The sequence below is a fragment of the Bradyrhizobium betae genome (assembly GCF_004123905.1).
Lineage (GTDB): Bacteria > Pseudomonadota > Alphaproteobacteria > Rhizobiales > Xanthobacteraceae > Bradyrhizobium > Bradyrhizobium betae_A.
In genome coordinates this window covers 523309-535008 of sequence record NZ_MZXW01000053.1, presented here as the reverse complement: position 1 = coordinate 535008, position 11700 = coordinate 523309, and the positions used below count along the sequence as shown (strand labels likewise).

The 11700-nt window shown below is 64.2% G+C and carries 11 protein-coding genes; 2 read left to right on the top strand and 9 right to left on the bottom strand.

Annotated elements, in window-relative coordinates; genetic code table 11:
* Positions 1 to 21 precede the first annotated feature (21 nt).
* Positions 22 to 1359, bottom strand: a complete 1338-nt coding sequence (locus B5V03_RS37765) for an MFS transporter (protein WP_129275473.1) — start codon at positions 1357 to 1359, stop codon at positions 22 to 24.
* 208 nt (positions 1360 to 1567) lie between these two features.
* On the opposite strand from B5V03_RS37765, the gene B5V03_RS37760 reads away from it, so the two are divergent.
* Entirely contained in the window at positions 1568 to 2215 is a 648-nt protein-coding gene (locus B5V03_RS37760; protein ID WP_129275472.1) for a TetR/AcrR family transcriptional regulator, read from the top strand.
* Positions 2216 to 2421: 206 nt separating this feature from the next.
* On the opposite strand, the gene B5V03_RS37755 is transcribed toward B5V03_RS37760, so the two are convergent.
* The 6 genes from B5V03_RS37755 to B5V03_RS37730 form a co-directional block, all read right to left on the bottom strand.
* A complete protein-coding gene (locus tag B5V03_RS37755; RefSeq protein WP_129275471.1) occupies positions 2422 to 3207 on the bottom strand; it encodes an ABC transporter permease in 786 nt (261 codons plus the stop codon).
* Positions 3204 to 4016 carry an ABC transporter permease gene (locus B5V03_RS37750; RefSeq protein WP_164988555.1) on the bottom strand — a complete coding sequence of 271 codons (813 nt, stop codon included), beginning with the start codon at positions 4014 to 4016 and terminating at the stop codon, positions 3204 to 3206. The genes B5V03_RS37755 and B5V03_RS37750 overlap by 4 nt, the downstream gene beginning before the upstream one ends.
* A gap of 68 nt (positions 4017 to 4084) precedes the next feature.
* Positions 4085 to 5131 carry an ABC transporter substrate-binding protein gene (locus B5V03_RS37745; protein ID WP_129275469.1) on the bottom strand — a complete coding sequence of 349 codons (1047 nt, stop codon included), beginning with the start codon at positions 5129 to 5131 and terminating at the stop codon, positions 4085 to 4087.
* Positions 5132 to 5151: 20 nt separating this feature from the next.
* Positions 5152 to 6459 carry an NAD(P)/FAD-dependent oxidoreductase gene (locus B5V03_RS37740; RefSeq protein WP_164988546.1) on the bottom strand — a complete coding sequence of 436 codons (1308 nt, stop codon included), beginning with the start codon at positions 6457 to 6459 and terminating at the stop codon, positions 5152 to 5154.
* A 16-nt stretch (positions 6460 to 6475) separates the two neighbouring features.
* Positions 6476 to 7192: an HAD family hydrolase gene (locus B5V03_RS37735; RefSeq protein WP_129275467.1), complete on the bottom strand. Its 717-nt coding sequence runs from the start codon at positions 7190 to 7192 to the stop codon at positions 6476 to 6478.
* A gap of 33 nt (positions 7193 to 7225) precedes the next feature.
* Entirely contained in the window at positions 7226 to 8308 is a 1083-nt protein-coding gene (locus B5V03_RS37730) for an ABC transporter ATP-binding protein (protein WP_129275466.1), read from the bottom strand.
* 211 nt (positions 8309 to 8519) lie between these two features.
* Between B5V03_RS37730 and B5V03_RS37725 the strand changes: the two genes are divergently transcribed.
* Positions 8520 to 9458, top strand: a complete 939-nt coding sequence (locus B5V03_RS37725) for a LysR family transcriptional regulator (protein WP_129275465.1) — start codon at positions 8520 to 8522, stop codon at positions 9456 to 9458.
* Here B5V03_RS37725 and B5V03_RS37720 read toward each other — a convergent pair.
* Both B5V03_RS37720 and uxuA read right to left on the bottom strand, forming a co-directional pair.
* Complete coding sequence (locus tag B5V03_RS37720; protein ID WP_129275464.1) at positions 9455 to 10357, bottom strand: lipase family protein; 903 nt, start codon at positions 10355 to 10357, stop codon at positions 9455 to 9457. The two genes, B5V03_RS37725 and B5V03_RS37720, sit on opposite strands and share 4 nt — an antisense overlap.
* Positions 10358 to 10498: 141 nt before the next feature.
* Positions 10499 to 11689 carry a mannonate dehydratase gene (gene uxuA / locus B5V03_RS37715; RefSeq protein WP_129275463.1) on the bottom strand — a complete coding sequence of 397 codons (1191 nt, stop codon included), beginning with the start codon at positions 11687 to 11689 and terminating at the stop codon, positions 10499 to 10501.
* Positions 11690 to 11700: the final 11 nt, after the last annotated feature.

The following is an 11700-nucleotide window of genomic DNA, read 5'->3' as shown; positions in this document are numbered from 1 at the left end:
GATCTCTATCCTGTCTTTCGTTCACGCACGCCGCTTGCCGAGATCGGTAATGTCGACCTTGTGGGTTTCTCGCGCGGTCGATGCGGCCAAGGCCGAGGCGACACAGCAACCGCCGACGAAGATCGCAACCGGAACCCAGCCGTTCGGTCCCTCTCCGACGAGGCTCGCGCTGATCAGCGGCGTGAAACCGGCGGCGAGGAAGCCGAGCTGGGTGCCGATCGCAGTGCCGGAATAGCGCACGCGCGCTTCGAACATCTCGGCATAGAATGACGGCCAGATCGCATTTGGCGCGGAGTAGACGATGTACAGGACCATCGCGGCGGCGAAGATCGCGGTGGTGCTGCCCGACGTTACCAGCATGAAATAGGGGAACAGCAGCACGGCACAGCCGAGCACGCCGCCGATGAACACCGGCTTGCGGCCGATCTTGTCGGCGAGCAAGGCCCAGAGCGGCTGCGCGATCAGCGCGGTGACGTTACCGAGCACGCCGGCCCACAGCATGGTCGGGCGCGCGACGCCGAATTTGCTGGTGGCATAGCCGAGCGCAAACACCGCGGTCAGCGTGCTCACCGTCGCAATCAGGGCACAGGCGATAACGCGCAGCACGTCCCGCCAGTAGTCGCGCAACAGCGCAACGACGGGGAAGCGCGCCACCTGATCCTTGCCCTTGATGTCTTCGAACACAGGCGTTTCCGGCATGGTCCGCCGCACCAGGTAGGCAACCAGCAGGACCAGCGCCGAGAGCAGGAACGGAATGCGCCAGCCCCAGCTCAGCAGCTGGTCCTCCGGCAGGCTCGACACCGGGATGAACACCAATGTCGCCAGGATCGCGCCGGCCTGGGTGCCGCTCAAGGTCCAGCTCGTGAAGAAGGCACGGTTGGAATTGGCGGAATGCTCCAGCGTCAGCGAGTTGGCGCCGCTCTGCTCGCCGGCTGCCGACAGACCCTGCAACAGCCGCAAGAGCGTCAGGATGACAGGCGCGGCATTGCCGATCGCCTTGGCATCCGGCAACAGGCCGATCGCGAGCGTCGAGCAGCCCATCAGCACCAGTGTGAACAGCAGCACCGTCTTGCGCCCGATGCGGTCGCCGAAATGACCGAGGATGACGGCGCCGACGGGCCGCGCGATGTAGCCGATGCCGAAGCTCAGCAGCGCAAGCAGCGTTCCGGTCGTGGGATCGACGTTGGCGAAGAACACTTTTGGAAAGATCAGCGCTGCCGCGGTGCCGTAGATGAAGAAGTCGTAGTATTCGAGCATGCTGCCGACGAAGCTGACCAGCGCGGCGCGCTTGGGCAGCTTGTTTTGCGTGGCTTCCGCACTGGACGACGCGTGCAGTGGTGCAGTTGACGTCAACGTCATCGAATTCTCCCCCCCCTGGGTCTGTTGCGGCTCGCATCGGCGATCGCGCCTTGCGAGCGTTTTCTGGTTTTTGTTGCCGCAACCTTGGTTTGGATCCATAATGTACGAACTAGTACGTTTATGCAATACGCATTGGATCAGCGCCTGAACGTGCGAAATTTGCCTTCACCTTCAAGGCCATCCGTGGAAACTGGCGGGAGAAACAGCAATGCTCGAGCGCATGCCGCCCCCATCGAAGCGCACCAACGACCCCGAGCGCACCAAGCGCGACATCCTCGAAGTGGCGATGGCCGAATTCGCCTCGGAAGGCTATTCCGGCGCGCGCGTCGATGCGATCGCGGCGCGGACGCGCACGTCGAAGCGCATGATCTATTATTATTTCGGCGGCAAGGAGCAGCTCTATCTCGCGGTGCTTGAGGAGGCCTATCGCAGCATCCGCGCGCTGGAGGATCAACTCGACATCGCCAGCTGCGACGCACGCGAGGGCCTGCGCCGGCTGATCGAGGCGACCTTCGACCATGACGAGCGCAATCCGAACTTCATCCGCCTCGTCTCAATCGAGAACATCCACCACGGCAAGCACCTGAAGCAGAATCTGCAACTGCGCCAGCTCAACGCCAGCGTGATCGCAACGCTGGACGGCATTTTGAAGCGTGGCCGGGCGGAAGGCGTCTTCCGCGACGACGTCGACGCCATCGATTTGCACCTCGCCATCTCCTCCTACTGCTTCTTCCGCGTCGCCAACCGCCACACGTTCGGCGCGCTGTTTGATCGGGATCTCAGCGAGGCGAAAGTGTTGGCGAAGAGCAGGACGCAGATCGTTGAGATGATCTTGGCGTGGCTGGGAAAAGTGTGACGGGCGAGAGAGCGGAGATCTTGGCCGCGTCACACTCTGTCGTGTCCCGGACGCGCTGCAACGCTCTTCGTTGCTGCGCAGAGCCGGGACCCAGATAGCGGCACGGGAACGCTCGGAGGGATGGGCCCCGGCTCTGCAGCGCATCGCTGAAGGAGCGCTGCGCTGCGTCCGGGGCACATGCACCCGAGAGCGAAGCAACACCACCCTCACCCGCCTTTCTTCTGCCGCGTGCTCGCCAACAGCACCAGCATGAACGACGCCGCCGTCATCAGCGTCGAGATCGCGGCGATCGTCGGGTCGATCTCGTCGCGGAGCGCGGTGAACATCCGCTTGGTCAGCGGCTGGTACTGGCCGCCTGAGATGAACAGTGCAACGATGGTCTCGTCCATCGCCGAAATGAAGGCGAAGATGCCGCCCGCGACCACGCTCGACTTGATCTGCGGCAGCGTCACCGCGAAGAAACTGCGCAGCCGGTTCATGCCGAGGCTGCGCGCCACCATCTCCTGCGCGGGGTCGAAGCTCTGCAGGCCCGCAAGAACAGAGATGACGACATAGGGCAGGCCCAGCATCACGTTCGCCAGCACCAGGCCGGGCATCGTCGCGACCAGGCCGACCTTGGCGTAGACGAAGAAGATGCCGACCGCGGTGATGATGATCGGCACCACCAGCGGCAACAGCAGTGCCATATGGATGACGCGCATGATGCGCAGCTTCGACTGGCTGATGGCATAGGCGGCGGCGACACCGAGCGGCGTTGCGATCACGACGGTGAGGAACGCGACCGTCAACGTCACGCGCGTCGCCTGCATCCAGGCGGAGTTGGAAAAATACTGCTGATACCAGCGCGTGGAGAACGACGGCGGCGGGAACGTCAAAAAACGCGCGCTGGAGAAGGAGATCGGCGCGATGATGAGCACCGGCAGGATCAAATAGACCAGCACCAGCGTGCTGATCACATAGAGGGCAATCCGTGCGAGTGAGATGCGCGTCATTTCTGCCCCAGCACACGATCGAGCGAGATGAAGCGGCTGACGACGAAGAAGATCGCGAGCACGCTCAGGAGCAGCACCACCGCCACCGCACTCGCCGCCCCGAACTGGTTGTAGAGCTCGACATTGCGGCTCACCAGCATCGACACCATCACGGTGCGGCCGCCGCCGAGGAGCTCCGGCGTGATGTAGAAGCCGAGGCAGAGCACGAACACCATGGTGCAGCCCGCGAGCACGCCCGGCAGCGACAGCGGCAGGAACACGCGGCAGAACGTGAGCGACGGGCTCGCGCCCAGGCTGGCGCCGGCCTGCATGAGATCGCCGGGGATTTTTTGCATGGTGGCGTAAAGCGGCAGCACCATGAACGGCAGCAGGATATGCACGGTCGCGACCACCGTGCCGAAGGTGTTGTGAGCCAGCGCGAGCGGCTCGCTGATCACGTCGAGATAACGCAAAAATTGGTTGATCACGCCGGTGCGCTGCAGCAGCGCCAGCCAAGCATAGGCGCGCACCAGCACGCTGGTCCAGAACGGCAGCACGACCAGCGACAGGATGAGGATGCTCCACCCCTTCGGCAACGAATTGGCGAGATAGGCCACGGGATAGCCGAGCAGCAGCGCGATCAATGTGACCGCCAGGCTGATCTCGAAGGTCAGCGCAAAGCTCCGCCAATAAATGTCTTCGGTGAAGACCCGGCGATAATTCTCCAGCGTAAAGCCGTCATGATAGATCGACTGCCAGGCCAGCCAGCCGACCGGCAGCACGATCAGCAGGAGAATCACGAGCAGCGCCGGCGACACCAATGCCAGCATCAGGCCATGCTCGCGGCGCTGATGCTTTTGCGATGGATCGGGCACGGATGTCGCCAAGGCAGCCTCGCTTACTTCTGCATGAACGACGCCCAGCGCTTCTCGGCGGCCTCGCCCGCGGGCGAAGACCACCAGGCGTAGGACATCAGCGCCTGCTTGGCCGCGTTGGCCGGCTCGCTCGGCAGTTGCGCGGCGCGCTCGGGCTTGATCACGTTGGTTTCGAACGCCTTGGGGTTGCCCGGGCCGTAGTCGATTTGAAGCGGCAGATTGGCCTGGTGCACAGGATCGACGGCTTCGTTGAGGAATTTTATCGCGGTGCCGAGGTTCGGCGCGCCCTTGAGGATGCAGAGCGAGGTGCTCTGAAGAATGCCCTGATTATAGGTAAACGACACCTTCGCGCCTTCCTTGGCAACCGCGCTGACGCGGCCGTTCCAGGCCATCTCCATGTCGACCTCGCCGTCGTTGAGCAGCTGCGCCGACTGCGCGCCCGAGGTCCACCACACCGTGATGTGCGGCTTGATCTCTTCGAGCTTCCTGAAGGCGCGGTCGACGTCGAGCGGATAGAGCTTGTCGGGCGCGACGCCGTCGGCCATCAACGCGGCCTCAAGGGTTGCGAACGGGTGGTTGCGCAGCGCGCGGCGGCCGGGAAATTTCTTCACGTCCCAGAAATCCACCCAGCTGTTCGGCGCGTCCTTCGGAAATGTCTTCTGGCTGTAGGCCAGCACGCTGGAATAGAACTCGTAGGAGACTGAATAAGGACTACGATAAGCCTCCGGCATCGCCGCGCCGTTCGGAATCTTCGAGAAGTCGAGCTTCTCGATCAGTCCCTGTTCGCCGCCTCGCAGGCAGTTACCAGTGGGCGTGTCGACGACGTCCCAAATCGGCTTGCCGCTGCCGACCTGGGTCTTGATCGCTGGCCAGGCGTCGGGGATGGAATCCTGGTTGATGGTGATGCCGAGCTTCTTGGCGGCAGGATCGAGGATCGCCACCGTCTGCGCCGCCTGATAGGCGCCGCCTTGCGAGACGAAGGTGATCTGCTCGGCGGCGCAGGCAGCGGTGCCAAAACCGATTGCTCCCAGCAATGCGCAGCCCAATCCAAAGTGCTGTCTCATCGTCATCCTCGCCTCCTCCAAATAAATCACTGACCGATCGCATCGAGAAACTGGTACCAGCCGGCGACCATGCGCACCGCGGGCTCGCGCAGCGGATAGAACGGGATCGCCTTCATGCGCCTGACATCGAGCAGGCCGACATCGGGGCTCTCACCGCGCGCGAAGGCGGCAAGATACCGGCCCATCAGGCTCGACATCGCCACGCCGGCACCGTTGTAACCCATCGAGACCAGCGTGCGGTCGTCGAGCCGGCCGATGTGCGGCACCGAGTCCAGCGTCATGCCGACAAGGCCCGACCATCTGTAGGCGAGCGGGACGTCGACGAGATCAGGGAAGATGCCGACCATGGCCTTGCGCAGCGCATCGAAGGCGGCTTGCGAGTCCTGCTTGCCGAAGGCGCCGCGGCCGCCGAAGATCACTCGGTTGTCGACCATGCGGAACCAGCGCATCATGCGCTTGGTCTCGGTGTAGGTGCGCCCGGTCGGCATCAGCTTTCCCGCGAGATTGCGCGGCAGCTGTTCGGTGGCGATGATGGCGCTGCGGAACGGGATCAGCGTGCGCTGCATCTGCGCGGTCGCATCGGTCAGATCGGAATAGCTGTTGGTGGCGATGATCGCTTGCTTCGCACGCACCGCACCTTGCGGCGTCTCGGCGACGATGCCGTCCTTCTCGCGCCGGAGTTTTACGACCGGTGACTCCTGGAAGATGGAGACGCCGCGGCGCGCGACGCCGTCGGCAAGGCCGCGCAGATAGTTCAGAGGATGGATGCCACCGGAGCCGGGATTGAGCACGCCACCGACAAAAATGTCGGAGCCGGTCTCATCCCGCACCCCGCGCTTGTCGAGGATACGGACCTCCGCATCGCCCATTTCGCGCGTCATCCAGTTGGCTTCGTCGATCGCGGCCTTCAGTGTCGTCTCGTTATGCGCGGCCTTGACCTGGCCGGTGCGCGTCAACGCAGCACTGGCGATGCCGAATTCCGACACCAGCTCCTCGACCATGTCGGTCGATTCATGCGCGATCTCGTACATGCGCCGCGCCATGGCGCGGCCATGCGCGGCGTCGATCTCGCGGAACGACAGGCGAAACTTCGCGGTGATCACGCCGCCATTGCGCCCGCTCGCGCCCCAGCCGGGGCGGTTGGCTTCGAGCACGATTGGCGACAGGCCACTCTTGGCAATGTGGTGCGCGGCGGACAGGCCGGTGTAGCCCGCGCCGATGATCACCACATCTGCCTGTTGCTCGCCCGACAGCACGGGAAAGTCGCACGCCGGCTGCGCCGTGGCTTCCCACAGCGAATTGGCCGATGGCAGCGCGCTCCAGTCCCGTGTCATGCCCGCGCTCACGGATTTACGCCGCAGGCCCGATCGCCGCGTCGGCGAGCGCTTTCAGCGTCGGGAAATGGAAGTCCGGTTTTGTCAGCGTCTCCACGGCTGGCGTGCCGCCAAAACCGGCGATACCCTGGCGGCGCTCGATCCAGCACACTTTATAGCCTAGCTTCCGCGCGATCCCGACGTCGTGGTACTGGCTTTGCGCGACGTGCAGGATGTCCGACTGCTTGTAGCCGAAGGCGGACTGGCGGCCCTTGTTGTAGGCGAAGAACTCCGGGTTCGGTTTGGCCACGCCGGTATCGTCGGCGCAGACGGTGTCGTCGAAGGGATCGCCGAGCGCGTGCGCGTAGCAAGAGAGCGCAACGCGATCCGCATTGGTCATCGCCACCAGGCGGAACTTGGTGCGCAGCCGCTTGAGCGCTTCGACCGAGTCAGAGAACGGCCCCCAGCGCAGCACCGCGAGCTGGAACACGTCGCAGGACGCGTCGTCAGCCGGCAGCCCAAGCTCCTTGGCGAGATAGCGATAGACGTGGAACATCACCTCGCTCGAGCGCTCATAGTGCTTGTCGCGGCCGCGCTTGTAGGATTCGAAGATTTTGTCGTCGCTGAGCTCGGCCGGCGACTTGCCCGAGATCCTGCGCACCGCTGAGAGCACGCCGGTCTCGAAATCGATCAAGGTGCCGACGACGTCGAAGGTGAGAACCTTGAAATTGCTGAACGAGGCTGCTGACGACATTTTTTCTTCTCTCGGTTTGGACAAGGCTGAAGGCTAGTCGCTGCCCCTGGGCACGACGATGGTGTCCTCGGGGTGAAGGGTGACGGTAAGGCTGCCGCCGAGCGGCGGGATACGCTGGTAGGCCTGGTGATAGGCCGGCTGGCGCAGGCTGAGTGCGATGCCATCCGCAAGCGCCAGGAAGATGCGCAGGCTCTCGCCCTGATAGACGATGTCGGTGACCGTCCCGGTCAGCCGGTTGCAGGCGGCATCCTGTGCGCCGTCGTCGATCAAAAGTTTTTCGCTGTGCACGGCGAGCATCAGCGCATCGCCATCCGGAATGGCGCGAGCGCTGCGCAGCAGCGCATTGCCAAGCGCGACGCTGGACGCATCGACGCGGCGAACGGGGAGCATCGTCGCCTCGCCAATAAAACTCGCGACGAAGGAATCGGCGGGATGATCGTGCAGCCGCTCGGGCGCGTCGATCTGGATCAGGCGGCCGTCCCTCATCACGGCGACGCGGTCGCTCATGGTCAGCGCCTCGCGCTGGTCGTGGGTGACATAGATGATGGTGGCGCCGATGCGCCGATGCAGCGCGCGCAGCTCGATCTGCATGGATTCGCGCAGCTGCTTGTCGAGCGCGGAGAGCGGCTCGTCCATCAGGATCAGGCGCGGCTCGAAGATCATGGCACGCGCCAGCGCGACGCGCTGGCGCTGGCCGCCGGAGAGTTGTGCGATGCCGCGTTCTTCGTAGCCGGCAAGGCCGACCATCGCGAGCGCGGCGCGCACCTTGTCCGGCCAGCTCGCCTTCGGCAAATGGCGCGCGCGCAAGGGAAAGGCGACGTTCTCGCCGACGCTCATATGCGGGAACAGCGCGTAGTTCTGGAACACGACGCCGATGTCGCGCTTGTGCGGCGGCATCCAGGTGACGTCGCGGCCGCCGAAGAGAATTGTGCCTGAGGTCGGCAGGATGAAACCGCCCAAAATGCCGAGCAGCGTGGTCTTGCCGGAGCCGGACGGGCCGAGCAGCGAGACGAATTCGCCGGCGCCGACATTGAGGGAGACGTCGTCGAGGGCGCGAACGGCGCCGTAGGCCTTGCTGGCCGACCTGATCTCGACGCTTTCCGCTCGTTTGTCCAACGATCGACCTCGCCATGTCCCTTGGCTGGCGTGCCTCACTGCGCGCCATAAGCCTGCTTTATAGACAGGGATTTTGACCCTTCACGATTGAAGCGTGCGTCGCACCATCTCTTCGCTCGTAAGCCCTATCTTTAGGCTGTCATGCCGATGACACCAGACTTGGCAAAACTCGGCAATTGCCAAATTCTCACCGCGCTCATAACATGGCGTTATGCCCGAGCTGCGCCGGATGCTGCCCTCCAGTAACGCCCTGTTCGTCTTCGACGCAGCAGCGCGCAATGGCAGTTTCACCGCGGCGGCCGCCGAGTTGAACGTCACGCAGCCGGCAGTGAGCCGGATGCTCGGACAGTTCGAAGAGCATCTCGGCGTCCGCCTGTTCGATCGCACAGCGGGCCGCGCGGTGCTCACCGAGGAAGGCGAATTGCTTTATCGCCGCGTGCTCGAAGGCTTTCGCAGCATCGAGACCGGTCTCGTCGAGATCGAGCGGCGGCGCAAGGGCACCGAGACGGTGACGCTGTCAGTCTCCTCTGCCTTCACCACGCACTGGCTGATGCCGCGCATCGACAAGCTCCAGAAGCAGTTTCCGCAGGTCGATCTGCGCTTCCAGCTGATCTCCGGCGCGTTGCGCGGGCCTGTGGAGAATGTCGATCTCGGCATGCGCTTCCGCGACCGCGACGAGCCGTCGTCCGGCGGCACACTGGTGATGAAGGAAGTCATGCTGCCGATGTGCAGCCCTACCTATCTCGGCGAGACCGACCCCGCTGAAGGCAACACCATCATCCGCCTCGCCGAGACGCCGGGCGACTGGGCCGCGGACTACGCCTCGTTGCTCACCGGACGTCGCGGCGCCGCCAAAGCGCTGAGCTTCACAGACTATGCCGTCGTGATGCAGGCGGCCCTGCTCGGCCAGGGCATCGCGCTCGGCTGGCTCACGGTCGCCTCGCACTGGCTCCTGACCGGCGCGCTGGTGCCGGCCTCCGACCGGCTCACCACCACAAGCCGCATCTGCGAATTCCTGCCGCCGCGCAACCGGCCGATGCGCCCCATCGCCGCCGAGATCCGCGACTGGATCATCGCGCAGATGCGAAGCGAGATCGCGGCGATCGACAAGCTGTATCCTAAACTCGGCGCGATGGCTGCGTGTTACTAAGCGGGTGTCAGCGTAGCGCAGTACCGATCGGGCAGATGATCGCCGATCCCCGGCGGCAGCGCCACGGTGAGCTGGCCAAGCGCATCGTTCCGCGCATTCTGCGAGAAGCCCACGAAGAGACCGCGGAGCTGCTCTCCCAATCCGGCCTCCGCCATCGGCTCATCTGAACCGGGAGCCGGCGGTGTCGCACCGAATGTCGCACCGGAAGCACAACCGAGATAGCCGCCAACATGGTGAAATCCGAGCAGCGGCGGAGGCACCGTGGGGACGATGTCGGCGCCGTGGACCAGACGATAGGTCGTCGCCCCGAACGTGATGTTGTAGGGCGCGACGAAGTCGGCCCGGCCGACGCGCGGACAGCCGAACAGATAGATTTGCGCGTTGCCAAGTTGAAGTTGCTGGCGCGCGAGATCTGCTGTGACCACCGCGATGGCCGCGCCCAAACTGTGTCCGGTGATGAAGATCGGCGAGCCACTGTCGCGTGCCGCCGTCAGCGCCGCCTTCACGTCATCCCAGACGGCCGTCGCCGCATCGAGGAAACCTTCATGCACGGCCGCCTGCGGCCGGCCGAGCGTGAAGTCGCTGACCCAGTTCAGAAGGTGAAGGGGATCAGTGCCCGCGAAGGCCACAATGGTCGCCTTGTCCTTCTTGACGATGACACCCCTTGTGTCGGTCATCGGTAGCGACGATTTCGCGGGCTTGCTCAACACCCTGACGTCGGAGAGCTGCAACAGCTTCGAAACGGCATCGATGGTCGCGGGTACGTGGGTCTCGTAGGCAAGCTGCGACATCCACATCATCGCGCGCGCGGTGCCGAGGTTGAAGGTACTGGATGTGTTGAAACCGGAGAAGGCGGCCCGATCATATTGCTCGGGCGGACGCTCGACCAGGAAGCTCATGTTCAGCTCCTATAAATGGCCTATGGCTGCAATGCGTCGATGGAAATGCAATGCAGCCACTCTGGCACACACCGGAACCGAAGACAATCTCCGCGAGCAATGACCCGGGCTCTCGCGGGCCTTTAGGGAGGCCCTGCTGCCCTATCGATGCTCGATCGCCCTGATGGCGCCGCGGAGCTCGGCGAGGCCGCGGAGGCGGCCGATCGCGGTGTAGCCGGGATTGGTGCGCTTGGTCGCCGCGAGATCGTCGAGCATGCGGTGGCCGTGGTCGGGGCGGAACACGATTTGCTCGTCGGGCGCGCGCCGCGCATTCTCTTTCAAGAGCGCCTTCAGCACCGCGACCATGTCGACATCGCCGTCGAGATGATCGGACTCGTAGAATGTCAGGCCGTCGGCCTCGCGCTTGGTCGCGCGCAGATGGGCGAACGCGATGCGCGGGCCGAAGCGTTCGGCCATCGCTGGAAGGTTATTCTCCGCGCGCACGCCGAGCGAGCCCGTGCACAGGCAGATGCCGTTCGCCTTCGATGGCACGGCGTCGAACAGCGCCTGATAGTCATCGGCGGACGAAGCAATGCGCGGCAGGCCGAACAGCGGACGCGGCGGATCGTCCGGGTGCAAGGTCAGCGACACGCCGAGCTGCTCCGCGACGGGTGCGACGCGGCGCAGGAACTCGGCGAGATGCTGGCGCAAAATCTTCGGCGTGATGTCGCGATAGGTCTCCAACCGGTCGCGGAATTGCGGGATAGTCATCGGCTCGGTGGTCGAGCCGGGCAGCGCGCTGGCGATCACCATGACGAGATAGTCGATATCGGCCTGGCTCATCTTCTCGAACAAGACCTTCGCACGCGCCTGCTGCGCGGGCGAATACTCCTGCACGGCGGCCGGCCGCTTCAGGACGTGCAGCTCGAACGCCGCAAAGCGATCTTGGTCGAAGCGCATGGCGCGGGCGCCGTTCGGCAGCTCCCATTCCAGATCGGTGCGGCACCAGTCCACCACGGGCATGAAATTGTAGCAGATGATCTTGATGCCGGCGCTAGCTACCGCCTCCAGGCTCGCGATCCACGCCTCGATCGATTTGGTCGCCTTGCCGCCGAGCCGCTTGACGTCGTCGGGGATCGGAATCGATTCCACCACCGACCAGGTCAGTTGCGAGCGGCCCGGCTGGCCATTTTCGATGAAGTTCTTGCGCTCCTCGACTGCCTTGCGCGTCCAGGCCTCCCCGATCGGCACCTGATGCAGGGCCGAGACGATATCGCTCGCCCCGGCCTGCCTGACATCGTCGAGCGAAACCGGATCATCGGGTCCGTACCAGCGCCATCCCTCGAGCATCATGGTTCTCTCCG

Coding starts and splice junctions, on each gene's coding strand:
- B5V03_RS37765 (WP_129275473.1), bottom strand. CDS start 1,359: ATGACGTTGACGTCAACTGCACCACTGCACGCGTCGTCCAGTGCGGAA.
- B5V03_RS37760 (WP_129275472.1), top strand. CDS start 1,568: ATGCTCGAGCGCATGCCGCCCCCATCGAAGCGCACCAACGACCCCGAG.
- B5V03_RS37755 (WP_129275471.1), bottom strand. CDS start 3,207: ATGACGCGCATCTCACTCGCACGGATTGCCCTCTATGTGATCAGCACG.
- B5V03_RS37750 (WP_164988555.1), bottom strand. CDS start 4,016: ATGCTGGCATTGGTGTCGCCGGCGCTGCTCGTGATTCTCCTGCTGATC.
- B5V03_RS37745 (WP_129275469.1), bottom strand. CDS start 5,131: ATGACGATGAGACAGCACTTTGGATTGGGCTGCGCATTGCTGGGAGCA.
- B5V03_RS37740 (WP_164988546.1), bottom strand. CDS start 6,459: ATGACACGGGACTGGAGCGCGCTGCCATCGGCCAATTCGCTGTGGGAA.
- B5V03_RS37735 (WP_129275467.1), bottom strand. CDS start 7,192: ATGTCGTCAGCAGCCTCGTTCAGCAATTTCAAGGTTCTCACCTTCGAC.
- B5V03_RS37725 (WP_129275465.1), top strand. CDS start 8,520: ATGCCCGAGCTGCGCCGGATGCTGCCCTCCAGTAACGCCCTGTTCGTC.
- B5V03_RS37720 (WP_129275464.1), bottom strand. CDS start 10,357: ATGAGCTTCCTGGTCGAGCGTCCGCCCGAGCAATATGATCGGGCCGCC.
- uxuA (WP_129275463.1), bottom strand. CDS start 11,689: ATGATGCTCGAGGGATGGCGCTGGTACGGACCCGATGATCCGGTTTCG.